A 23277-nucleotide genomic window follows, 5' to 3' on the forward strand; every position below is an offset into this window, starting at 1 on the left:
GTCCGGATCAGTCGCCCCGGATCAGTCGCCGATGCCGTGGCCCCGCTTGGGGACGAGGCTGGCCCGCTCGAAGGTCACGAAGACCGTGCCGTCGGCCTTGTAGCCCTCGGTGTAGGTGGTCACGATGCCCTGGGTCGGGCGCTTTTTGGATTCGCGCACGTCCAGCACCTTGGAGCGCGCGTAGATCGTGTCGCCGGGGAAGACCGGGGCGACCAGCTTGATCTCCTTCCAGCCAAGGTTGGCGACGGACTTGTAGGAGACGTCGTCCACCGTCATGCCCAGCACCATGGCCAGCGTCAGGCCGCTGTTGACCAGCGGCTTACCGAACTCCGACTTCTCGGCGAAGGCGTGGTCGCAGTGCATGGGGTGGCGGTTCATCGTCAGCAGGCTGAACTGGATGTTGTCCGCTTCGGTGATGGTCCGGCCGGGGCGGTGCTCGTAGACATCGCCGACGGTGAAATCCTCAAGGTAGCGGCCAAGGTCGGCGACGATGGTCCGCGGTTCCTGAACATCGGGCATGGGCGGGCGTCTCTTGTCTGCGGATCGGAGGGATGATTGCGGGGCGCCGATCATTTCAAGGTGACATGTTCAGCGCGTGTGATAGCATGTTGTACGTACAAATAACACGCCCCCCCACCCTTGGAAAGCGTTTTCATGCCCAACAATCCGCAGAACGCAGCAACGGCGCCGGATTCGCCGGTCCGCCGCTCCTACCTGTTCGTTCCCGGCGCCCGTCCCGACCGTTTCGCCAAGGCTCTGGGAACCGGCGCCGACGCCGTCATCATCGATCTGGAGGACGCGGTGGCCCCCGGCGACAAGGACAGCGCCCGCGCCGCCGTCTGCGCCTTCCTGCTGGAGCACACCGGCGCGGGCGGGCCGGCGGTTTTCGTTCGAACCAATTCGGTGCGCAGCCGCACCGGCCTGCTCGACATCCTCGCTTTGACCGACCTTCCGGACGGCGCCGCGCCGCGCTGGGCGGGCATCCTGCTGCCGAAGGTGGACGGGGCCGAGGACGTCCGGCTGGCCGCCGGGCTTCTCGACGAGCGCAATCTGCCCGGTGCGCTCGGCGCGCTGATCGAGAGCGCCGACGGGCTGGAGAACGTCATGGCGATCGCCGCGGCCTCCCCCCGCCTGTCCTTCCTGATGTTCGGCGGGGGCGACCTGTCGGCGGAGCTGCGCGTGCCGCTGGCCTGGGAACCGCTGGTCCAGGCCCGCACCCGGATCGTGCACGCCGCCGCCCGCTTCGGGCTGGACGCGCTGGACATGCCGTGGATCGCGCTGGATGACGAGGAGGGCTACCGCCAGGAGCTGGCGCGCAGCGTCCTGCACGGCTTCACCGCGCGCTCGGCCATCCATCCCAAGCAGATCACCGCCATCCACGACGCCTACACCCCGTCGCCGGAGGCGGTCCTCCGCGCCGGGCGGGTCCTGGCCGCCTTCGAGGCGGCGGGCGGCGGGGTCTGCGTGCTGGACGGCAGGCTGGTCGAGCGGCCCCTGGTGCTGGGGTCCCATCGAATCCTGGCATTGGCCCGCCGCGCCGGAATGCTGTAGCCAGGGATTGCCCGTTCATGCGCCCCGCGCCACCGTCACTTGTCCGGACTCCCATGACCACGCAAGAAACCCCGCCCGCCCCCTTTCCCCTGCTGCTGGCGGAGGTGACCAGCGTCCAGACCGTCGCCACCCTGTCGGTCCTGACCCTGGCGACGGTCGCCCCGCTGGCCGCCGCCTCGCTGGGTGTGGGGTCGGAGGCGGTCGGCTACCAGATCAGCGTCATCTACAGCGCCGCCGCCCTGGTGTCGGCCTTCGCCGGTCTGGTGGTCCGCCGCTGGGGCGCCGGGACGGTGGGCGTCCTGGCGCTGGCGCTTGGGTTGGTGGGCTGCCTCGGCATCGCCACCGGCTCCCTGTGGGTCGCGGCGTTGGCGTCGGTGCTGCTCGGCATCGGCTACGGGCTGGTCAACCCGTCCTCCTCCCACCTGCTGAACCGCTTCACCCCGCCGGCCCGGCGCAATCTGGTCTTCTCGCTGAAGCAGACCGGCGTGCCGCTGGCCGGCGTGCTGGCCGGGCTGACCCTGCCGGGAATCGGCGAGATCGCCGGCTGGCGCGGGGCGGCGCTGGCGGTGGCCGCCATGTTCGCCCTGCTGCTGGTCCTCTTCGCGCCGGGCCGCCGGGTGTGGGACGACGACCGCAGCCCCGGCCTGCCGATCCGCGGCAACCTGATGGAGGGGCCGCGGCTGGTCTGGCGGGTGCCGGCGCTGCGCGGCTTCGCCCTGATGGGCTTCTTCTTCTCGGCGATCCAGCTGTCGCTGATGGCCTTCACGGTGAACATGCTGGTGCATGACCTGCACTGGTCCATCGTGTCCGCCGGGCTGGCCGTGTCGGTGATGCAGGCGGCGGGGGCGGCGGCGCGCATCGGCTGGGGGCTGCTGGCCGACCGGCTGCGCTCCGGCGTGGCGGTGCTGGGCGGCATCGGCGGGCTGTCCGCCGCCTCCGCCCTGGTCACCGCCGGCCTGGGGCCGAGTTGGCCGGTGCCCGCGGTGATCGGCGTGCTGACGGTGTTCGGCATCGCCGCCATCGGCTGGAACGGCGTGTTCCTGGCGGAGGTGGCGCGGGTCGCCCCGAAGGGCACGGCCAGCACGGCGACGGGCGGCGCGCTGATGTTCACCTTCTCCGGCGTCGTCGTCGGGCCGGCGCTGTTCGCCACCCTCTTCAACACGGTCGGCAGCTACGGCGAGACCTTCGCCCTGATGATGGCCTTCCCGTTGGCCGGGGCGGCGGCCGTCCTGTTCTGGTCGCGCCGCAAAACTTGATGGCGGTGGTCATAGGCCCATCGCGCAGAGTTGTCCGTACAATAATGTTGGCACTCCCCACTGTTTTCCCCTATGATCGTTCGGACAAGCGGGCCAAAAGCGTCCGAACGCAGCAATGGGAGGGAAGCCAATGTTCAATCCGTCACTCTTCAGGCCATTCTGGGCGAAGACGCTGCTGGTCGGAATGACCGTGACCGGGCTGGCCGCCGGGACGCCGGGGCAGGCCCGCGCCCAGGCGGCGCCGGTCGAGATGGTGATGACGGACGAGATCGCGACGTCCCACTGGACCGCCAAGATGATGGACGAGTATGCGGCCCTGATCGAGGAGCGCTCGAAGGGCCGCATCAAGCCGAAGGTTTTCCACTCCGGCACGCTCTACAAGGACAAGGACGCCGTCGCCGCCCTCGGGTCGGGCGCCGTGCACATGGTCTGGCCGGTCAGCGTGCAGCTTGAGAGCATCGCTCCGCAGTACGGCGTGGTGAACCTGCCCTTCGCCGTCACCGACGCAGCGATGTCCAAGCCGGAAACCGCGCAGGAGGTCTCCAAGCTGCTGTCCGGGCTGGTGGCCGACAAGGGTATCCGCGTCATGGGGCTGATGCGCACCGCCGACCTGATCTTCCTCTTCAAGGACAAGGAGGTCGACTCCGTCGGCGACCTGAAGGGCAGCAAGATCCGCCTGACCGGCGGGCGCGTCCTGCAGCTTCTGATGCGCGACTTCGGGGCCAGCCCGGTGTCGATGCCCGCCTCCGAAATGGCGGCGGCGCTGATGCAGGGGGCCATCGACGGCATCTACACCTCCGCCGGCGGCTGGGAGATGGTCGGCACCAACGCCGCCAAGGTCGCCTCGCTGGTGCCGGGCATGAGCCTGCTCACCTACTCCGTCCTGGTGGACGACAAGTGGATGAAGGGCCTGCCCGACGACCTGCGCCAGGTGGTGGAGACGACCACCAACGAGATCATCGCCAAGCAGTGGCAGCGCGCCATCGACGCCGACAAGAAGACCATGGACCAGATGATCGCCCAGGGCGGGCGTCTGGCCGTGGCGCCCGAGGCGGAGCAGGCGAAGTTCCGCGAGATCGCCAACAAGGTCAACCAGGACTATGTCCGGCGCTACCCTGAGGTCTGGAAGCAGTATCAGGCCATCGTCGGCAACAAGAGCTGAGGCGATCCCCCTCGCTTCACCTCGCGGTGCGGGCGGCGTTCCGAAAGGGGCGCCACCCGCACCGATTTTTTATAAGGACCTTCAGACCGACCGCATGAGGCCGCCGTCCACCCGGATGTTCTGCCCGGTGATGTAGCCGGCCCCGTCGGAGGCGAGGAAGGCGACGGTCGCCGCAATCTCCTCGCTCTTGCCGTAGCGGGCCATCGGCACGCCCTGGCGCCGCTCCTCCGTCGCCGGCAGGCTGTCGATCCAGCCGGGCAGCACGTTGTTCATCCGCACATTGTCGGCGGCGTACTGGTCGGCGAACAGCTTGGTGAAGGAGGCCAGCCCGGCCCGCGCGACGGCGGAGGTCGGGAACATCGGGCTCGGCTCGAAGGCCCAAGCGGTCGAGATGTTGATGATCGTCCCGCCCTTCTGCGCGACCATGACCGGGGTCACCAGCCGGACCGCCCGGACGACGTTCAGGAAATAGACCTCGATCCCCTTGTGCCAGTCCTCGTCGGTCAGCTCCAGCAGGCCTTTTCGCGGGCCGTGGCCGGCGCTGTTCACCAGCGCGTCGATGCGCCCCCAGCGCTCCATCGTCCGGCTCACCAGACGCTCCAGATCCTCGGCGGACTGGTTCGAGCCGGTCACGCCGATCCCGCCCAGCTCCTCGGCCAGAGCCTCGCCCTTGCCGGAGGAGGACAGCACCGCGATCTTGAATCCGTCCGCTGCGAGGCGCCGCGCCGCCGCGGCGCCCATGCCGCTGCCGCCCGCGGTGATGATGGCAACCTTATCGCCCATGATTCGTCATCCCTCTCCTGCCGGAACGGTTCGTCCGTTCCTTCTCTCCTCCTGTATCGCACCGGATGCAGGACGGGGCCAAGGGAAGCGTGCGCGCCTTCGGACGCCGACAAGGACGGCGCCGGAATAAGGCCGGTCAGAGGGTGAGGAGGAAAGCCAGCGACGCGACCGGAGCCGCCGTGACGAAGCCGACGGCGACGAAACGCTCGACCGGGCTCCAGGACGCCCAATCCCGCTGAAGCGAGGACAAGAACGACTTCATGATCCCTCACGGACCGGCTGATGTTGCAATGCATATAAGATACGGTTTCCGAGGGCGTTCGTGCCAGGGGCGTGGCTTCCGTATCGCGAAATATCGGGGGGTGATGCAGCGCTGCCACAGGCCGGAAAGCGGCACTCCGAAAGGGCTTTGCCGGGGCGGCGCCGTCAAAGGTTGCCCATCGGCCACAGGAACCGACGGATGGGAGGTTCAGGACGACACCCCGTCGCCGAACAAAGCGAGGATTTGCGCCGCCGCCAACTCCGGCGGGATCGAGGCGATGCAATGCGCCTCGGCCGCCGTGCAGCTGTCCGGCGGACAGGGCGCAAGCGCCGCCGTGGGCCGCAGCACCAGCGCCCGCGCGCACCAGGGGCGGAAGCGCTCCGGCGCGTGGAAGTGGTTGGGGTCCCCGCCCTCCGGATGGCAGGAGAAGACGGCGACCGGCACGCCCACGGCGGCCCCGAGATGGGCCGGACCGGAATCCATGGCGATCAGCCCCGCCGTCCGCTCGATCACCGCCGCCGCCAGCCGCAGGCCGGTCCGCCCGGTCAAGTTGGTCACCCGCCCCGGCAGGGCCCCGGCGATCCGCTCCGCCGCCGCCCGCTCCAGCTCCGTGCCGAGAACCGCCACCCGCGCGCCGAGCGCGATCGCCACCACGGCGACCACCGCCGCCAGCCGCTCCGGCGGGTATTCGCGACGCGCGGCGGCCGCCCCCGGCGCCACGGCGACGATCCGCTCCCCCGCCGCATCGGCCAGCAGGCGGGCGGCCTCCGCCCGGTCCTCCGCGGTCGGGCGCAGTTCCACCCCGTCGCCGTCCGGTTCACCGCCGGCGAAGCGCAGCAAAGCGAGGTTCTGCTCCACCTCGTGGCGTCCCGGCGGGGGCGTCAGCCGGTGGGTGTAGGCGCGGTCGAAGCCGGCGTTGCCCGACGCCTTCCACGGCGTGACCGTCTCGGAGAATCCGACAACGGCACGGGCGCGGCTGTTCGCGGCGAGCGCCGTGGCACCGTGGCGGTCGAAATCGTAGCGGGGGACCAGCGTCAGGTCGAAGCCGGCGCGGAACGCCTCCGCGAAGGCCGCGGCACCGCCCGGCGTGACGCCGCGCAGATCGATGCCGCCCCCCGGCTTCGGATGCGGCGCCACCACCGCGTCGACATGCGGGCAGGTCTCGGCAAGGTCGGCCACGGCGGGGCGCACCGCCAGCACGATGCGCGCCCGCGGCGCCGAGGCCCGCAGACCGCGCAGGAAGGGTGTGGCGAGCACGAAGTCGCCCGCCTCGTCCAGCTTCACCACCAGGATGCGCCGGGCGGACGAAAGGTCGAAGACGGCGTCCGTCATGCCGCGCTCATGTCGATGCGGGCGGGCGGCAGGCCGGCGCACCAGCGCCGCCACGCCAGACGGTAGCCGGCCTCGACCGCCCGGACGTACCCCGCCTCGTCCATCAGGGGGGAGCGCGCCATGCGCTCGCGCAGGCCCGCGCGCTGCGCCTCCAGGAAGGCGCGGTCCGTGGCCAGCCGGACGGCGAGCGCCACGTAGTCGTCCTCACGCTCCACCACCAGCCCGCCCAGCCCGACGCTGCCGAGCATCGTGGCGCCCCAGCGGGAGATCATCGCCTCCCCCGCAATGGACAGCACGGGAACCCCCATCCACAGCGCGTCGCAGGTCGTCGTGCCGCCGTTGGCGAAGACGGGGTCCAGCGCGCAATCGAGCAGCCGATAATCCTCGTAGGGGTCGGGGGCGGTGCCGCGCAGCAGCAGCCGCGATTCCGCCACCCCATGGGCGGCGAAGGCGTCCAACACCCGCCGCGCCACCCCACCGCCGGACAGCCCGCGCCATTTCAGCATCAGCCGCGCCTCCGGCACCGCCGCCAGCACCCGCCCCCACAGCGCCAGCGTCGAAGCGTTCAGCTTCGTCAGGTTGTTGAAGGAGCCGAAGGTGAACACCCCCGTCGTCTCCACCGGCGGGCGGTCGGGCGGTGTCGCGGCGGACTCCGCGGGGCGGTAGCACAGCACGCTCCCCGGCAGGCGGATCAGCGTCTCGGTGTGCAGGGCGTCCGCGCTCGCCGCGGCGAAGCGGTGGTCGGAGAACTGGTAGTCCATCGCCGTCAGCCCCGTCGTGTTCGGGTAGAGTGGCAGGCTGACCTGGAGCGGCGCCGGGCGGCGGATGAACAGCGGCATGCGGTTGCGCGACATGTGCCCGCCGCAGTCCACCAGCACGTCGATGCCGTCCGCCCGGATCAGGCGCTCCAAGTCGCCGTCCGGCAGGGCCGCGACATCGCGCCAGCGGTCGGCGAGCGCCGCGAAGCGGGCGGTCGCGGCGTCCTTCGGCAGGTCGGCGTAATAGCAGGTCACCTCCACCGCCGACCGCTCGTGGCGTTCGATCAGCGGCAGCAGGAAGTGATAGCCCGGCCCCGGGTAGCGCTGGAAATCCGGCGACAGGTAACCGACGCGCAGGCGGCGCTCCGGGTCGCGATTCACCGCGTCGAAGCGCGGAACGGCGGGCGGCAGCGGCATCACGGCGCGCTCGAACCGCCGGTGCTCGTCGAACACCGCGCTAAGGTCGGCCTCCTCGGCGAAGCACAGGCAGAACAGCAGGTTGGAGCGCACCTCCGCGTCCTGCGGCGCGCGATCCAGCGCGGCGCGCAGGGCGGCCACCGCCTCGCCGTGGCGGCCCAGCGCCATCAGCGCGACGCCCAGGTTGGAGCTGGCCAGCGCCTCCCGCTCCGCCGTGCGCAGGGCCAGCGCCCGCCGCAGCAGGGTCAGCGCGTCGTCGAAGGCGCCCGCGTCGATGGCGTGGGTGCCGAGGTTGGTCCAGCCGGCTGCCCCGTCGGGCTGCAGGGCCACCGCACGGCGGAACCACGCCCGCGCTTCCTCGGGGCGCTTGGCCCGGTGCTGGACGGCCCCGGCGTTGAGGGCGTGGCCCGCCTCCTCCGGGTCGGCGCGGACGGCGCGGACGGCAGCGGTCGCAGCCCCGCCCACCTGACCCAAGGCCGACAGCGCCATGCCAAGCCCGGTCAGCGCGGTCGCGGAGTCCGGGACCAGCGCCAGGGCGCGCCGATAGCAACGCGGCGACGCCGCGGGATACCCCCGCTCCTGCCACAGATTGCCCAGCACCAGCAGGGCGTCGGGCGCCGGGGCCAGCACCGCCGCCCGCTCCAGCCACGCCGCCCCCTCGCGCCAGGGCTCCGCCGCGGCCAGCGCCGCGCCCAGGATCTTCGCACCCTCGCCGTGGCCCGGCTCCAGCGCCATCAGCCGCCGCCCCGCCTCCGCCACGCCCGCCCTATCGCCCAGCGCGTGGCACAGGCCGGTCACCTGCTCCTGCGCCTGGACCAGCAGCGGCGCCAGGACGGCGGCGCGGCGGAAGGCGGCGAGCGCGTCGCGCGGGCGCCCGGCGTCGCGCAGCGCCGCCCCCTGGTTGTAGGCGGGCAGCACGTCTCCGGGTGCGAGCGCCGACGCCCGCCCGTACCAGTCCGCCGCCGGGCCGGGCCGCCCCAGATCGTACAGCGCGTCGGCCAGCGCGTTCACGGCCTCCCCATCCTCCGGCGCCACCGCCAGCAGACGACGGAAGGCCCGCGCCGCGCCCTCCCCCCGGCCCAGCTTGGCGTGGGCGGCGGCCTCCAGCCGGTGATGGTCGGGAATCAGCGGAGCGAGGCGGGCGGCGTGGCCATAAGCATCCGCGGCATCCGCCCAGCGCCCCACCGCCTCCAGCACGCGGCCCAGGTTGAGGCGGAAGACCGGCTGGGCGCCATCCTGCGCCACCGCCTTGCGGATCAGCGCAATCCCCGACTCCGGATCGCCGGTCTGCGCCGTCAGCAGGCCCAGCAGATGCAGCGCGTCGCTCTGGTCCGGCATCTGGCGCAGCACCCGCTCGTAGAGGGGCCGCGCCTCCGCCAGCCGTCCGTTCTGGTGATGGACGACGGCCTGCGCCAGCGTCTCCTGGAGCGTGGCGGGGGATGAATCGCGGCTGGCGCTCATGACGGTCCGTGTGTTTGGCCCACTGACGGGATTTAGGGGGACGGGATTGGGGGACAGTGCTTCAGGACGCGCAGTGTAGCGCGCCCACGCGGCCGCGGGTACGAATGCCTTGACGCCGCCGGGATCGACCGGCCGCAAATTTTCGCTCCCGACCGCGCAGGAGGTCCCAAGCGCCCGCGTATCACCACCAACAGGGTTCCTGGAGCCGGCCGGACGGCCCCGGATTCAGGCCAGGACCCGGGAAGGAGCAGAGGATGGCCGCGTGGCGGTGATCGACGAGGATGACGACGAATCGCTGATGGCCGAAACGGCCACGGGGAACCGGGCGGCCTTCGACCGGCTGACCCGCCGTCACCTGCGCCGGAGCCTCGCGCTCGCCCACCGGGTGGTCGGCAACGCGAGCGACGCGGAGGAGGTCGTGCAGGACGCCTTCCTGCAGATCTGGACGCACGCCGACCGCTGGCGCGGCGACGGGACCCGCTTCTCCACGTGGCTTTACCGCATCGTCGTCAACCGCTCGATCGACTACCGCCGCCGCAGGAGTTTCCAGCCGCTCGACGACGCGGTGGAGGTGGCCGACCCGGCCATCGGCGCCGACGGGCTGCTGGCGGAACGCCAGCTCGGTGCCGCGGTCGACGCGGCGATCGCCGCCTTGCCGGATCGGCAGCGGGCGGCGCTCAGCCTGTGCTACTACCAGGAGATGAACTGCGCGGAAGCATCGGAGGTTCTGCACGTTTCGGTCTCGGCCATGGAAAGCCTGCTGGTCCGGGCGCGGCGTATGGTCCGCACCCGTCTCAACTCCCTGATCCGTCAGAAGGACGGCGACGAGAAATGACACTCAAAGAGTTCAAGCGCTTCGCCGACCTCTACGGCGGCGACATCGACCGCTGGCCCGCGACGGACGGCGTCGATGCCCTGACCCTTCTCGAAAATTCCGCCGAGGCGCGGGCCATCCTGGCCGACGCCACGGCGCTGGACGCCCTGCTCGACCGCGCCGCCCCAGCGGTGGACGAGGACAGCGTGCACCGGGTGATGGACGGCATCGCCGCGCGGCTGGACGCGCCGCCGGTGGAGCGTGTCCCCGCCCCCTGGACCCTGTCGGCGCCGCCCATGCGCTTCTGGCCGACCGCCGGATTCCTCGCGGTGATGGGGATGGCGGGTTTCCTTGCCGCCGCCCAGGGGGTCTTGCCGGTGCAGAGTGCCCAGGCGAACGGTTACGCGGAGGTGGTGGTGAACAGCAGCTATCTGGGGGCGATCCGATGAGCCGTCCCGTCAGCGGTCCCGCCGCCCCGCGCCGTTGGCCCTGGTACCTTCTGGTCGGCTCGCTCGCCGTGAACATGCTCCTGGGCGGCATCCTGGCCGCGCAGGCGCTGCACCTCATGCCCCCACCGCCGCCGCCCGATCCCGGCCAGGGAATCGCGCGCTTCGTCGAACGGGCCGAGCGCTCGCTGTCCCCCGCCGACGCGGCGATCCTGCGGCGCGGGTACGAGGCGGAACGCACATCGATCGAACGCATGCATCAGAACATGGAGGCCTTGCGCCACCAGATTCGCGAGAGCATGAAAGCCCCCACCTTCGATCCGGAAGGGCTGCGGCGCGCCTTCGAACAGGCCCACGCGACGGAGGCCGAACTGCGTGGCCGAATGGACAGCCGCGTGATCGAGGTGCTCGGCCAATTGTCGCCCGAGGGGCGCCGCAAGCTGATGGAAATGGGCCCGCCCCGTTAAACGGTCTGTCCGCCCGGCGCCAGCCGGGCGGCGGCGTTGGCGGCGCCCATGGCGAGGGCCGCCTCGCGGGCGGTCAGGCCGCGGGCATCCCGCGCTTCGGGATCGGCGCCGCGGGCCAGCAGGAACTCCACCATCGCGACGCGGTCGAACATGGCGGCGGTCATCAGCGCCGTCCGCCCGTCCGGCCCGCAGCCGTCCACGGCGGCGCCCTCCTCCAGCAAAACCCGCAGCACAGCCTCATCCCCCTTGAAGGCGGCGGCGGCCAGCGGCGTCTGCCCGCGGTCGTTCGCCAGTTCCGGATCGGCGCCGTGACGCAGCAGGTTGCGGGCCAGTTCGGCATGGCCGTGATAACTGGCCAGCATCAGCAGGCTGTCGCCCTTGTCGTTGCGCAGGTTGGGCGGCAGGCCCATCTCCAGCAGCTCCGTCAGTTCGGCGGTGCCGCCGGACCGCGCCCAATGGAACAGCTTGCCGGCGAAGGCGATGGTGTCCTCGTCGAGTTCCCTGCGCGGCTCCCGTTGCGGCTCCCCCTGCGCTCCCATGGCGGCGCTCCCCCGGTCAGGATTTCGGCTCAAACCGGGGAAACAACCGCCGCAGCGCTTTGTTGCGCCGTCTCGCCGCGCGCCTCCTCCTGCAGCCAGCCGCGGAAGGCGGCGACGGCCGGGCGGTCCTGCATCCCTTCCGGGCAGACGAACCAGTAGCTGCCGGACGACGCCTCGATCTCCGGGAAGGGCAGGACGAGCCGCCCCGCCGCCACGTCCTCGGCGCACAGCATGCGGTCGGCGACGGTGGCGCCCATCCCGGCCGCGGCGGCCTGCATCGCCGGGTCCATGGCGTCGAACACCGCGCCCTGCCGCAGCGCCTCGAAGAAGGGCAGCCCCGCCGCGGCCAGCCAGGCCCGCCAATCCTGCCCCTCCGAACAGCCGTGCAGCAGCGGGATGGCGCCAAGGTCCATCGGCACCCGCACCCGCTCCGCCAGGGCCGGCGGGCAGACGACGGTCAGGCGCTCCGGCAGCACCTCCACGGCGGAGAAGCCCGACGGCACCTCCCGGCAATAGGGGATGGCGGCGTCGAATTCCTGCGGGTCGAACTCCAGCCCGCTGCTCCAGGCCACGGTCACCCGCACCTGCACGTCGGGGTGGAGCGCCTGGAAGCGGACCAGCCGCGGCATCAGCCAGCGGATGCCGAAGGAGAAGGCCACCTTGATCCGCAAATCCCGCCCCCGCGCCGCCAGCCGCGCCGCCGTCCCGGCGATGCGGTCGAAGGACTCCGACAGCACCGGCAGCAGGGCGCGCCCATCGTCGGTCAGTTCGACCCGGCGGGTCAGCCGCCGGAACAGCGGCACGCCCAGCCACTCCTCCAGCCCCATGATCTGCCGGCTGACCGCGCCCTGCGTCACGCACAGCTCGTCCGCCGCCTTGGAGAAGCTCTCGTGGCGGGCCGCCGCCTCGAAGGCGCGCAGGGCGTGAAGGGGCGGCAGGGCACGCCGCATCGGATGCTCCATGGATGACTTTCGCTCATCCATCTTATGAGAAAGCATGGTTTGTCGTCCACGCACCGACGCGCGATTTTCCGGCTTTGAGGAATGACCGACCGGCGGGAGGGCCGCATGACGAGCATGAGCGGAACGCACGACAAGCGGCACAGCGGAACGACCTCTAGCCCCGCCGCCGGCTCCTGGCTCGCCCGCCTGACCGGCTGGCGGGAGCGGCGGGCGCTGCGCCGCGCCCTGGCCCGCATGGACGCGCATCTCTGGGCCGACCTCGGCTTCGACGAGGCGGCGGCGCGCGAGGAGATGGACAAGCCCTTCTGGAAAGGGTGAGCGGACCGGCTGTTCAGGGCGGTTGGTAGGCGCTGCCGTCCTCGGCGCGGGCGGGCGCATCAACGTAGGTCCCGTGGTCCGGCACGGCGATCCGGTCGAAATCGCGGGCAAGCTCATGGAGCGCCGCCCGCATGCCGCTGCCACGCATGGCGGGACCGTGGCCGGTGACAACAAGTTCGGGCTCCAACCCCGCCAGTAGAACCACCGAGTCCCGCGCCTTCTGCCAATCCGTCGTGTAGTACATGGGTGGTCCGTGCATCTCCGGGTCCTGGACGGCCACGGCGTAGGCGGATTCCTGGCGCGTCGTGATGAAGGCGTCGCCCGCGATGAGGCTGCGGTCCGCCGCGCGCCAGAAGGAGACGTGTCCGGGGCTGTGCCCCGGTGTCGCCAGCCAGCGCCACCCCGGCATGCCCGGCACGCTGCCGTCCTCCGGAAGGCGGCGCAGCCGGCCGCCCACATTCACCGGCCCGCGGGGATAGAGCGGCGCCATCAGGGACATCAGGCCGCCGCCGACCGATGGATCGGGCGGCGGATAGGACGCGCTGCCGTCGAGATAGGGATGCTCCAAGGCGTGCGCGTAGACCGGCGCGTCCCAGCGCTCGGCCAACTCCTCAAGGGCGCCGACATGGTCGAAATGCCCGTGGGTCATCACGATGGCCGCGGGTCGCGAGTCTGGCCCGAACCGCTCCTCCGCCGCCCTGGCGATGAGGCCCGCCATGCCCATGATACCGGCGTCGATCAGCACCCACTGCCTGTCACTGGGCCGGTCGCCGCCCCCCGGCGCGCCGACGAAGACGACGTTGACGATGGCGAGCCGCCGGTAGGCCAGATCGGGGGCGATCTCGTGCATGCCGTCGTCGCGCGCCCGGTCCCGCTCCGGATCGTCGGCACGCCCCGCGGAATCGAGAGGGATCTGCCGCGCCATGCGCCGTCCTCCGTGCTGCGATGGGTGAGGGTCGGCACCACTCACCATTCGTAGGCAAACTGAAGGTGCCGACGATGGTTCCCCACGCAGGGTGGTGGCGGCTACTCCATTGGCTGATCGAGCGGGCGGCCCATCGCGCCACCGGCCGCGGCGCCCAGGGCACAGCCCAGCGCCACGGCCGGTCCGGTCGCCGGCAGGGCGGCCCCGCCGGTCGCCGCACCCGCCGCGACGGCGCCCGTCGCCCCCACCGCCCCGCCGGCCAGACAGCCGAGCGTCAGCCCCGCCACCGTGTGACGGTTCTGGTACAGCAGGGCGCCCCCGAGGATGATCGCGCGCTCCGCCCCGTCGCGCAGCCCGCCCGCACTGTCGGACAGCCAGCCGCGCCATTCCGCCCGCCCCTCTGATGTTGGCGACGCGGCCTGGGCCACCGGTGCGGCCATAAGCACTAGCGTGGCGAGGCCCGCCGCGGCGAGGGGACGGCCCATCCTGTGTCGCATAGGAAGCTCCTTTTTCCAGGCCATGAGGATACGCCATTGCGGCCGGAACGCCGTCCCGAAAGCAGGGATGAGCGACCGCCGACCGGGCTACCTCCTTCGCATCGGGCCTGTAGTAGATACTTACTGCCACCACAACAATCCGCTCACCTAACATTCATGCTGGAGCCACCAACCGGAACGGAGCCAGCCCCCATGGCCAAGGCCATCCACATGATGATCCGGGTCCTCGACGAGGAACGGTCGCGGGATTTCTACGCCCGCGCGTTCGGCCTGGAATGCGCCGACCGCTACGCCTTCGACGGCTTCACCCTGGTCTATCTGCGCAACGCCGAAAACGACTTCGAGATCGAGCTGACCATCAACCACGGCCGCAGCGAACCCTACGCCCACGGCGACGGCTACGGCCATCTGGCCGTCTGCGTCGAGGATCTGGACGGGGAACACCGGCGCTTCACCGCGCTCGGCTACGGCCCCAACCCGATCAAGGAGTTCGCACGCGACGGCGCGCTGATGGCCCGCTTCTTCTTCGTGCAGGACCCCGACGGCTACAAGATCGAGGTCCTCCAACGCCATGGCCGCTACCGCTGACACCAAGCGCGTGCGGCACTCGAAGCAAAAATCATAATCGGTCTTGGGAGGAAGCCATGCGTTCTCCGACGAGCACAACAGCAAAACCCACCTCCAATCACACCATGCACCGGCGCGCCTTCCTGGCGGCCTCGGCCACCGCCGCGGCAGCGACGGCCATCCTGGTGTCGGGCGGAGCGATCCTCTGCCCGCGCGAGGCCTGGGGGTATGAGACCAAGGCGCTGGCGCCCGACACCATGCGCTCGCTGATCCGGGTATCGCGGGACATCTACCCGCACGACCGGCTGGCCGACCGTTTCTACGCCGTCGCCATGAAGGCGCAGGACGAGAAGGCCGCCGCCGACGCCGCCCTCAAGGAGCTGTACGAGTCCGGCATGGCGAAGCTCGACCGGCTGGCCAAGGCCAAGCACGACGCGCCGTACGCGGAGGTCGGCTGGGAGGCCGACCGGGTCCGCCTGCTGCACGAGATCGAGGCCGATCCCTTCTTCCAGACGGTGCGCGGCGGGCTGGTCACCGGGATCTACAACAACCAGGAGGTCTGGCCGCTCTTCGGCTACGAGGGCGAGAGCGCGGCCAAGGGCGGCTACATCGACCGCGGGTTCAACGACATCGAGTGGCTCTGACCACCGTCTCAGGAAGGATGTTTCAGCCATGGCAGCGAAATTCGACCTGAACGACGACAGCGTCGTGGTGATCGTGGGCTCCGGGGCCGGCGGCGGCACGCTGGGCACCCAACTGGCGCTGAAGGGCATCAAGACGGTGATCCTGGAAGCCGGCGGCCGCCACAACATGGAGGATTTCCAGAACGACGAATGGGCCAGCTTCGCCCAGATCTCCTGGCTCGACCCGCGCACCACCTCGGGAAGCTGGCGGGTGTCGCGCGACTTCCCCGGCCTGCCGGCCTGGATCGTCAAGGCGGTGGGCGGCTCCACCGTGCACTGGGCGGGTGCGGCGCTGCGCTTCCAGCCGCACGAGTTCAAGACGCGCACCGCCTACGGCGAGGTCGCCGGCACCAACCTGCTGGACTGGCCGGTCACGCTGGAGGAGCTGGAGCCCTGGTACGCCAAGGCGGAGGACCGCATGGGCGTCACCCGCACCAACGGCATCCCCGGCCTGCCCGGCAACAACAACTTCAAGGTCCTGAAGGCCGGCGCCGACAAGATGGGCTACACGGAGTGCCACACCGGCAACATGGCCATCAACTCGGAGCCCCGCGACGGGCGCGGCGGCTGCCAGCAGATCGGCTTCTGCTTCCAGGGCTGCAAATCCGGGGCGAAATGGTCGACCCTGATCGCCGAGATCCCCAAGGGCGAGGAGACCGGCAAGCTGGAGGTCCGCGCCAATGCCCAGGTGCTGAAGATCGAGCATGACGCCAAGGGCAAGGTGACCGGCGTCGTCTACGCCGACAAGGACGGGGCGATCCAGCGCCAGAAGGCCCGCATCGTCGCGGTGGCCGGCAACTCCATCGAAAGCCCCCGCCTGCTGCTGAACTCCGCGTCCTCAATGTTCCCGGACGGTCTCGCGAACTCCTCCGGCCAAGTGGGGCGGAACTACATGCGGCACATGACCGGCTCGGTCTACGGCGTGTTCGAGAAGCCGGTGCGCATGTACCGCGGCACCACCATGGCCGGCATCATCCGCGACGAGGCGAAGAACAAGCCCGACCGCGGTTTCGTCGGCGGGTACGAGATGGAGACCCTGTCGCTCGGTCTGCCCTTCATGGCCGCCTTCCTCGACCCCGGCGCCTGGGGGCGGGAATTCACCTCGGCGCTCGACGGCTACGACCACATGGCCGGCATGTGGCTGGTCGGCGAAGATATGCCGCAGGAGAGCAACCGCATCACCCTGCACGCCGACAAGAAGGACAAGCACGGGATGCCCGTGCCCAACGTCCATTTCGACGACCACCCCAACGACGTCGCCATGCGCCAGCACGCCTACCGGCAGGGCATGGCGCTGTATGAGTTGGTGGGGGCGACCCGCAGCTTCCCGACGCCGCCCTACCCGTCCACCCACAATCTGGGCACCAACCGGATGAGCGAGAAGGCGCGCGACGGCGTGGTGAACAAGTGGGGCCAGACCCACGACGTGGCGAACCTGTTCGTCTCCGACGGCTCGCAGTTCACCACCGGCGGGGCCGAAAATCCCACCCTGACCATCGTCGCGCTGGCGCTGCGGCAAGCAGACTACATCGCCGGCCAAATGGCCAAGAACGCGATCTGACCCTGTACTGTCCCATTATTCGGGACGCCGCGCGGATTACAGCCCCTCTCTTCCGGACGGAGGAGGGGGGCACTCTTTTGCGCTCAGGCCGTCTCGCGTTCTTTTTCCGGAGTGGTGACGGCGGCCGGAATCCGCGCCGGAAGACCGGCGGCGGCCACCGCGGCGAAATCGGTGCGCGCCTCTCGCTCCAGTTCTTCCACGCAAGGGCGGTGGCCCTTCACCTCCTGGGCGTAGGTCAGGCAGGCGCAGCGCAGCAGGCCGGCAAAATTGCGCCGCTCCACCCCACGGGCCAAGACTTCGTCGTGCAACTTTGACAAGAAGCGACCCAGTGAGACGCCTTGCATCGCCGCGATTTCCTCCAGCGCGTCCCAGAAGGCCGCTTCCAGACAGACGCTCGTCGAATGACCGCTGAGGCGGACCCGCCGGGTTACCATGCGGAAGCGCTCCGGGTCCTGACCGGCAAAAATTCGGCACATCCCTCGTCTCCTTCCAAACTTCCCCGACTCCTTGAATGCACTATGAACGGAAAATCCGTAATGCGCATTAATTTCCGAAAGACGGAACTCGCCCAGGGCGAGTGAAGCGAGAGAAACATCACCAAATCCGCGCGCGTCGAAAAGCACTGGAGACGCGCAGTCTTCCCCGGATACCACCCCCGCCCGCTGAAATATGCGCTTACCTCAGCCAACCCGGCGCAAAAGAACGAGCGTTGAAAAATCGGGGAACCGTTTCCGCAGCGCATTTCTGTCACGGAACCCACCCCTGCCGACCACGTTATTGGTTTCCGGTTTTCGACGCCATTCCGCTGCGCCGCAAAAATCCACTGTATTCGTGGCGAATTCCCCGGCGGCACCCCGACGACACGTCATTGAAGAGAGGATGGAAACATGAGTTGGGCCGGCCAACACCAGTTCCCAATCGGCAGAAACCGAAAAAGAACACGTCCGACCGCCGACTCTCCACACTCCGATTTCACCACCCAGCCCTCGCAAACCCTGATCTGCTTCTCGCACCTGCGCTGGAGCTTCGTTTATCAGCGCCCACAACATCTTATGTCGCGATTCGCGCGCGACCACCGCGTGCTGTTCGTCGAGGAGCCGATCCACAACAACACGCCCGAGCCCTGGCTGGACGTGCGCGAGGATGAGGGCGTCCTCGTCCTGGTGCCCCGCCTGCCCGCCGGCATGGACGGAGAGGCGGCCGTCACCGCCCAGCGCCAGCTGCTCGACCGCTATCTGGCCGAGGAGGGAGTGACCGACCCGATCCTCTGGTACTACACGCCGATGAGCCTCGGCCTGTCCGGCCATTTGCGCGGGGCGCTGGTGGTCTACGACTGCATGGACGAGCTGTCGGCCTTCCACGGCGCGCCGCCGGAGCTGGTCGAACGCGAGCGGCAGTTGATGGCGCGGGCCGACGTGGTGTTCACCGGCGGCGTCAGCCTCTACGAGGCCAAGCGCAACCTGCACCCCAACGCCCACGCCTTCCCCAGCAGCGTCGACGTCGCCCATTTCGCCGCCGCCCGCGGCATCGTCGAGGAGCCCGCCGATCAGGCGGCCATCCCGCACCCGCGGCTCGGGTTCTACGGCGTCATCGACGAGCGGCTGGACATCGCCCTGCTCGACGCCGCCGCGGCGGCCCGGCCCGACTGGCAGTTCGTCCTGGTCGGCCCGGTGGTGAAGATCGACCCGGCCGACCTGCCCCGCCGCCCGAACATCCACTATCTCGGCCCGAAGAGCTACGACGACCTGCCGCACTATCTGGCGGGCTGGGACGTCGCCCTGATGCCCTTCGCGCGCAACGAATCCACCCGCTTCATCAGCCCGACCAAGACGCCGGAATATCTGGCCGCCGGGCGCCCGGTCGTCTCCACCTCGATCACCGACGTTGTGCGCGGCTATGGCGACAGCGGCGTCGTGCGCATCGCCGATGCGCCGGAGGATTTCGTCGCCGCCGTCGCGGCCGCGCTGGCCGACGCCGCCGACCCGGAACGGCTGCGCGCCACCGCCGACCATGTCCTGCGCGACATGTCCTGGGACAAGACCCAGGGCCGCATGAAAACGCTGATGGAGCAGGCCCGCCAGCGCGGACGCGCCGGTCCGCCGGCCCACCGCCCGGCTCCCGCCATTCATCCGGCCAAGCACGTCAACGGGCGCGCCGCCGGCCGCCGTTCCGGCTTCGACTACCTGATCGTTGGGGCGGGTTTCGCCGGCAGCGTGCTGGCGGAGCGGCTGGCGGTGGGGCTGAACAAGCGCGTGCTGCTGATCGACCGGCGCCCGCACATCGGCGGCAACGCCTACGATCATTACGACGATGCCGGTGTGCTGATCCACCGCTACGGCCCGCACATCTTCCACACCAACGCCAAGCCGGTCGCCGACTATCTGTCGCGCTTCACCAAGTGGCGCCCCTACGAGCACCGCGTCCTGGCGCGGGTGGACGAGCGGCTCGTCCCCATTCCGATCAACCGGACGACGGTCAACCAGCTGTACGGACTGGACCTCGACGAGGCCGGCGTGGCGGAGTTCCTGAAAAGCCGGGCGGAACCGGTGGCCGACGTCCGGACCTCGGAGGACGTGGTGGTCGGCGCGGTCGGGCGGGAGCTGTACGAGAAGTTCTTCCGCGGCTACACCCGCAAGCAGTGGGGCCTCGACCCGTCGCAGCTCGACAAGGCGGTGACGGCGCGGGTGCCGACGCGGACCAACGACGACGACCGCTATTTCGGCGACAGCTTCCAGGCGATGCCGCTGAACGGCTACACGCGGATGTTCGAGAGCATGCTCGACCACCCGAACATCAAGGTGATGCTGAACACCGATTTCGACGACGTGCGCGACGAGATCGCCTATGACCGCATCGTCTTCACCGGCCCAATCGACGAGTATTTCGGCCACCGCTTCGGCAAGCTGCCCTACCGCTCCCTGGCCTTCCGGCACGAGACGGTCGACCGGGAGTGGTTCCAGCCCGTCGCCGTGGTGAACGAGCCGTCGGAGGCGGTGCCCTACACCCGCGTCACCGAGTACAAGCACCTGACCGGGCAAAGCCACCCGAAGACCAGCATCACCTACGAATACCCCTCCGCACAGGGCGATCCCTACTACCCGATCCCCCGCCCGGAGAATCAGGAGCTGTTCCGCAAGTACCAGGCGCTGGCTGACAACACGCCGGACGTGATCTTCCTGGGCCGGCTCGGCACCTACCGCTACTACAACATGGATCAGGTGGTGGCGCAGGCGCTGGCGGTCTACGCCCGCCTGGAGAAGGAGGAGCAGCAGAGCCGCGGCCTTGCCGCCGCCGCGCGGGCCTTCGGCTCGCTGCGCGCGGAGCAGGAGGTGCGGGTCGCGGGGATGGGGGATTAGGAGGAGCGCGCACACCCTTGCCCCCACCCTTTTTCCCCGCTGAGCGGGGAAGGGCGCTTTCTTATCCCCTCCCCTGCAAAGCGGGGGAGGGTTAGGGAGGGGGCAAGACTCCGCACACCCCAAACGCCCCAAAATCACAGAGCACCCCCCATGCACACCCCCACCTTGTTCGACAGCGTCTTCCTCGGCGGCTTCGAATGCTCGACGCACCGGCGGCATGACGGGCGTCGGCTCGACCTGATCGCGGCGACCGGCCACGACCGGCTGGCCGCGCAGGACTATCAACGCATGGCCGCCCACGGCCTGCGCAGCGTGCGCGACGGCGTGCGCTGGCACCTCATCGAAACCACGCCGGGCCACTACGACTGGTCCAGCCTGCTGCCCATGGTCCGGGCGGCGCGGGAGGCCGGGGTCCAGGTGATCTGGGACCTCTGCCATTACGGCTGGCCGGACGACATCGACATCTGGCGCCCCGCCTTCGTGGAGCGCTTCGCCCGTTTTGCCGGGGGCGCCGCCGCCCTGCTGCGCGACGAGGGCGTGGAGACGCCCGCCTATTGTCCGGTCAATGAAATCTCCTACTGGGCCTGGGCCGGCGGCGACATGAAGCGCTTCAACCCGATGGCCGAGCGCCGCGGGGCCGAACTGAAGCACCAGCTTGTCCGCGCCAGCATCGCGGCCATCGACGCGATCCGCGCCGCCGACCCGCGCGCCCGCATCGTCCAGGTCGATCCGGTCATCAACGTGCTGCCCCGCCCCGACCGCAAGGGCGACGCCGGGGCCGCGGAGGAGGCCCGGCTGGCCCAGTACGAGGCGTGGGACATGATCGGCGGCTACGCCTGGCCGGGGCTGGGCGGCAAGCCGGAGTATCTGGACGTCATCGGGGTCAACTACTACTCCGACAACCAGTGGTTCCTGAAGGGCGGCACCATCGGGCGCGACGACCCGCGCTACCGTCCCTTCGCCGACATCCTGGCGGAGGTCCACCAGCGCTACGGCCGCCCGGTCCTGGTTGCCGAGACCGGTGCCGAGGGTGACGCCCGCGTGCCCTGGCTCGACTATGTGACGGGAGAGGTGATCACGGCCTTGAAGGCCGATGTGCCGGTGGAGGGCGTCTGCCTCTACCCGATCCTCGACTATCCCGGCTGGGCCAACGACCGCCATTGCGAGACCGGCCTCTACGGCCTGTGCGACGAGGATGGCGGGCGTTGCCTGTATCAGCCGCTGGCCGCCGCCCTGGAGCGCGCGCAGGCCCGCGTCGGCGCGCTGCTCGGCCAGCCGCAATCCACCCGGCCGGAACTCCAGGCGGCTCAATGAGCGGTTCCAACACGGACACCATCCCGGACCGTCCCGGCCGCTTCCTGCTGCGCTACATCCGGCGGCGGCCCTGGTCGTTCGGCGGGCTGTTCTCGGTGATCGTGGCGGCGGCGGGTTGCGCGGTCGCCGTGCAATACGGGATGAAGCTGCTGATCGATGCCATGGCCTCCCCCGACCGGGCGGCGGCGGACGTCTGGACTCCGCTCGGGCTGTTCCTGGGCTTCATCGCGGCGGAGAACGTGCTGTGGCGGCTGGGTGGATGGCTCGGCTGCCGGACGGTGCTGGCGACCGGCGTGGACATGCGGCTGGACCTGTTCCGCCACCTGACCGGCCATTCGATGCGCTACTTCTCGGAGCATTTGGCCGGGTCGCTCGGCAACCGCATCGCCGCCACCGAAAACGCCGCCACCACCATCTTCCGCACCCTGACCTGGAGCATCGTCCCGCCGGTCACCGACTTCCTGGGGGCGGTGCTGGTGCTGCTGACCATCCATTGGGGCATGGCGGCGGCGCTGGTGATGTTCGCCGTGGTGGTCGCGGTCGCCATCGTCGGGCTGGGGCTGCGCGGGCGGACGGTGCACCACGCCTTCGCCGAGCAGTCCGCCCGCACCAACGGCGAGCTGGTCGACGTGGTGTCCAACGTCTGGACGGTGAAGGCCTTCTCCGCCCGCGGGCGGGAGCGCGAGCGCCTGCGGCAGGCCTTCACGGTCGAGGCCGGGGCGCACCGCCGCAGTTGGATGCATCTGGAGAAGACCCGCGTCGTCCATGACGTCTGCCTGTGGGTGATGGCCGGGTCGATGCTGCTGTGGGCGCTGCTGCTGTGGCGGGATGGCACGATCACCACCGGCGACGTTGTGATCGTCAGCGCGCTCACCTTCCGCATCCTGCACGGCTCCCGCGACCTCGCCTTCGCGCTGGTCACCGCCACCCAGCAGGTCAGCGCCATCGACGAGAGCCTGCGGGTGATCGCCCGCCCGCACGACGTGCTCGACCCCGTGCCGGCCGAGCCCGCCACGCCCGGCGGCGGTGCCATCGCCTTCGAGCGGGTCTCCTACCGCTATCCCGAAGGGCGCAAGGTGCTGGAGGACTTCAGCCTGACCATCCCGGCCGGGCAGAAGGTCGGACTGGTCGGGCCGTCGGGGGCCGGCAAGTCCACCATCATCAGCCTGATCCAGCGGCTGGACGACGTGCAGCGCGGCGACATTCTCATCGACGGCCAGCCGCTGACCGCGCTCGCCCAGGACGACCTGCGGGCCAAGATCGCCGTGGTGCCCCAGGACATCGCGCTGTTCCACCGCCCGATCCTGGAGAACATCCGCTACGGCCGCCCCGACGCCAGCGACGAGGAGGTGTTCGAGGCCGCCCGCCACGCCTTCTGCGACGGCTTCATCCGGCAGCTGCCGGAGGGCTACGGTACGCTGGTCGGCGAGCGCGGCGTGCGGCTGTCGGGCGGGCAGCGGCAACGGCTGGGCATCGCCCGCGCCTTCCTGAAGAACGCGCCGATCCTGATCCTCGACGAGGCGACCTCCGCCCTCGACACCCAGTCGGAGCAGGAGATCCAGGCGGCGCTGGCCGATCTGGCCGAGGGGCGGACGGTGGTCGCGGTGGCGCACCGGCTGTCCACCGTGTCGGCCTTCGACCGCGTGCTGGTCCTGGTCGACGGCCGCATCGCCGAGGACGGCCATCCCACGGAGTTGCGGCGGCGCGGCGGACTGTTCAACTCCCTGTGGCAACTCCAGGCGCAGGGCTTCGCGGCGGAGTAGATGACGGCCTCCGCACCGTGGCGCGGGGGCCGCATCAGCCGGAACGGTTAGGGAAAACCGCCCTTCGACGAGCTATCTTTCCG

General features: G+C 70.3%; 23 protein-coding genes. 13 read left to right on the top strand and 10 right to left on the bottom strand.

The genetic code is table 11. The annotated features are described in order from the left end of the window. Nucleotides 1-21: 21 nt before the first annotated feature. Entirely contained in the window at nucleotides 22-519 is a 498-nt protein-coding gene (locus tag ACWPN7_RS11045; RefSeq protein WP_094306085.1) for a MaoC family dehydratase, read from the bottom strand. A gap of 135 nt (nucleotides 520-654) precedes the next feature. Between ACWPN7_RS11045 and ACWPN7_RS11050 the strand changes: the two genes are divergently transcribed. The 3 genes from ACWPN7_RS11050 (at nucleotide 655) to dctP (ending at nucleotide 3969) form a co-directional block, all read left to right on the top strand. Continuing rightward, the gene (locus ACWPN7_RS11050) at nucleotides 655-1551 is read left to right on the top strand and encodes an HpcH/HpaI aldolase/citrate lyase family protein (protein WP_459197952.1); all 897 of its coding nucleotides are present in this window, start codon (nucleotides 655-657) and stop codon (nucleotides 1549-1551) included. Between the two features lie 53 nt (nucleotides 1552-1604). Continuing rightward, nucleotides 1605-2807, top strand: a complete 1203-nt coding sequence (locus tag ACWPN7_RS11055) for an MFS transporter (RefSeq protein ID WP_459197951.1) — start codon at nucleotides 1605-1607, stop codon at nucleotides 2805-2807. 130 nt (nucleotides 2808-2937) lie between these two features. Then, entirely contained in the window at nucleotides 2938-3969 is a 1032-nt protein-coding gene (gene dctP, locus ACWPN7_RS11060; protein ID WP_459197950.1) for a TRAP transporter substrate-binding protein DctP, read from the top strand. An 81-nt stretch (nucleotides 3970-4050) separates the two neighbouring features. On the opposite strand, the gene ACWPN7_RS11065 is transcribed toward dctP, so the two are convergent. The 4 genes from ACWPN7_RS11065 to ACWPN7_RS11080 form a co-directional block, all read right to left on the bottom strand. Continuing rightward, nucleotides 4051-4752: an SDR family oxidoreductase gene (locus tag ACWPN7_RS11065; protein ID WP_459197949.1), complete on the bottom strand. Its 702-nt coding sequence runs from the start codon at nucleotides 4750-4752 to the stop codon at nucleotides 4051-4053. Between the two features lie 136 nt (nucleotides 4753-4888). Next, entirely contained in the window at nucleotides 4889-5014 is a 126-nt protein-coding gene (locus ACWPN7_RS11070) for a hypothetical protein (protein WP_257722163.1), read from the bottom strand. 207 nt (nucleotides 5015-5221) lie between these two features. Continuing rightward, nucleotides 5222-6346, bottom strand: coding sequence for a glycosyltransferase family 9 protein (locus ACWPN7_RS11075; RefSeq protein ID WP_459197948.1), 1125 nt, complete (start codon nucleotides 6344-6346; stop codon nucleotides 5222-5224). Then, complete coding sequence (locus tag ACWPN7_RS11080) at nucleotides 6343-8982, bottom strand: tetratricopeptide repeat protein (RefSeq protein ID WP_459197947.1); 2640 nt, start codon at nucleotides 8980-8982, stop codon at nucleotides 6343-6345. The genes ACWPN7_RS11075 and ACWPN7_RS11080 overlap by 4 nt, the downstream gene beginning before the upstream one ends. A gap of 109 nt (nucleotides 8983-9091) precedes the next feature. On the opposite strand from ACWPN7_RS11080, the gene ACWPN7_RS11085 reads away from it, so the two are divergent. From ACWPN7_RS11085 to ACWPN7_RS11095, 3 genes are read left to right on the top strand one after another with little or no spacing between them, the layout of a single operon-like run. Further along, nucleotides 9092-9817 carry an RNA polymerase sigma factor gene (locus ACWPN7_RS11085; RefSeq protein ID WP_459197946.1) on the top strand — a complete coding sequence of 242 codons (726 nt, stop codon included), beginning with the start codon at nucleotides 9092-9094 and terminating at the stop codon, nucleotides 9815-9817. Further along, nucleotides 9814-10245, top strand: coding sequence for a hypothetical protein (locus ACWPN7_RS11090; RefSeq protein ID WP_051658788.1), 432 nt, complete (start codon nucleotides 9814-9816; stop codon nucleotides 10243-10245). Before ACWPN7_RS11085 ends, ACWPN7_RS11090 begins: the two co-directional genes overlap by 4 nt. After that, the gene (locus tag ACWPN7_RS11095) at nucleotides 10242-10709 is read left to right on the top strand and encodes a periplasmic heavy metal sensor (protein ID WP_040138226.1); all 468 of its coding nucleotides are present in this window, start codon (nucleotides 10242-10244) and stop codon (nucleotides 10707-10709) included. The genes ACWPN7_RS11090 and ACWPN7_RS11095 overlap by 4 nt, the downstream gene beginning before the upstream one ends. Here the strand turns inward: ACWPN7_RS11095 and ACWPN7_RS11100 are convergent. Beyond that, nucleotides 10706-11248: an ankyrin repeat domain-containing protein gene (locus tag ACWPN7_RS11100; RefSeq protein WP_459197945.1), complete on the bottom strand. Its 543-nt coding sequence runs from the start codon at nucleotides 11246-11248 to the stop codon at nucleotides 10706-10708. The two genes, ACWPN7_RS11095 and ACWPN7_RS11100, sit on opposite strands and share 4 nt — an antisense overlap. A 29-nt stretch (nucleotides 11249-11277) precedes the next feature. Next, the gene (gene gcvA / locus ACWPN7_RS11105) at nucleotides 11278-12198 is read right to left on the bottom strand and encodes a transcriptional regulator GcvA (RefSeq protein WP_103040858.1); all 921 of its coding nucleotides are present in this window, start codon (nucleotides 12196-12198) and stop codon (nucleotides 11278-11280) included. 117 nt (nucleotides 12199-12315) lie between these two features. Here gcvA and ACWPN7_RS11110 point away from each other — a divergent pair, with 117 nt between their 5' ends. Beyond that, nucleotides 12316-12528, top strand: a complete 213-nt coding sequence (locus tag ACWPN7_RS11110; RefSeq protein WP_081863495.1) for a YjiS-like domain-containing protein — start codon at nucleotides 12316-12318, stop codon at nucleotides 12526-12528. Between the two features lie 13 nt (nucleotides 12529-12541). On the opposite strand, the gene ACWPN7_RS11115 is transcribed toward ACWPN7_RS11110, so the two are convergent. Further along, nucleotides 12542-13453, bottom strand: coding sequence for an MBL fold metallo-hydrolase (locus ACWPN7_RS11115; protein ID WP_459197944.1), 912 nt, complete (start codon nucleotides 13451-13453; stop codon nucleotides 12542-12544). A gap of 101 nt (nucleotides 13454-13554) precedes the next feature. Next, nucleotides 13555-13950, bottom strand: a complete 396-nt coding sequence (locus ACWPN7_RS11120; protein ID WP_103040831.1) for a hypothetical protein — start codon at nucleotides 13948-13950, stop codon at nucleotides 13555-13557. A 192-nt stretch (nucleotides 13951-14142) separates the two neighbouring features. On the opposite strand from ACWPN7_RS11120, the gene ACWPN7_RS11125 reads away from it, so the two are divergent. Genes ACWPN7_RS11125 through ACWPN7_RS11135 form a run of 3 tightly spaced genes read left to right on the top strand, consistent with a single transcriptional unit; the run spans nucleotide 14143 to nucleotide 16761 of the window. Then, nucleotides 14143-14538 (top strand): VOC family protein, encoded by a 396-nt coding sequence (locus tag ACWPN7_RS11125; RefSeq protein ID WP_014200037.1) that lies wholly within the window; start codon nucleotides 14143-14145, stop codon nucleotides 14536-14538. Between the two features lie 56 nt (nucleotides 14539-14594). Further along, nucleotides 14595-15161, top strand: coding sequence for a Twin-arginine translocation pathway signal (locus ACWPN7_RS11130; RefSeq protein WP_247887884.1), 567 nt, complete (start codon nucleotides 14595-14597; stop codon nucleotides 15159-15161). A gap of 28 nt (nucleotides 15162-15189) precedes the next feature. Next, nucleotides 15190-16761 carry a GMC family oxidoreductase gene (locus ACWPN7_RS11135; RefSeq protein WP_492273279.1) on the top strand — a complete coding sequence of 524 codons (1572 nt, stop codon included), beginning with the start codon at nucleotides 15190-15192 and terminating at the stop codon, nucleotides 16759-16761. An 83-nt stretch (nucleotides 16762-16844) separates the two neighbouring features. Here ACWPN7_RS11135 and ACWPN7_RS11140 read toward each other — a convergent pair whose 3' ends face one another. Continuing rightward, nucleotides 16845-17384: a ribbon-helix-helix domain-containing protein gene (locus ACWPN7_RS11140; protein ID WP_456526430.1), complete on the bottom strand. Its 540-nt coding sequence runs from the start codon at nucleotides 17382-17384 to the stop codon at nucleotides 16845-16847. Between the two features lie 429 nt (nucleotides 17385-17813). On the opposite strand from ACWPN7_RS11140, the gene glf reads away from it, so the two are divergent. From glf to ACWPN7_RS11155, 3 genes are all read left to right on the top strand, one after another. Continuing rightward, the gene (gene glf / locus ACWPN7_RS11145; RefSeq protein ID WP_459197943.1) at nucleotides 17814-20117 is read left to right on the top strand and encodes a UDP-galactopyranose mutase; all 2304 of its coding nucleotides are present in this window, start codon (nucleotides 17814-17816) and stop codon (nucleotides 20115-20117) included. Between the two features lie 150 nt (nucleotides 20118-20267). Then, nucleotides 20268-21431 (top strand): glycoside hydrolase family 113 protein, encoded by a 1164-nt coding sequence (locus ACWPN7_RS11150; protein WP_459197942.1) that lies wholly within the window; start codon nucleotides 20268-20270, stop codon nucleotides 21429-21431. Continuing rightward, nucleotides 21428-23194, top strand: a complete 1767-nt coding sequence (locus tag ACWPN7_RS11155) for an ABC transporter ATP-binding protein (protein WP_040138236.1) — start codon at nucleotides 21428-21430, stop codon at nucleotides 23192-23194. Before ACWPN7_RS11150 ends, ACWPN7_RS11155 begins: the two co-directional genes overlap by 4 nt. Nucleotides 23195-23277 lie beyond the last annotated feature (83 nt).

Source organism: Azospirillum sp. UENF 312511 (genome assembly GCF_058780635.1).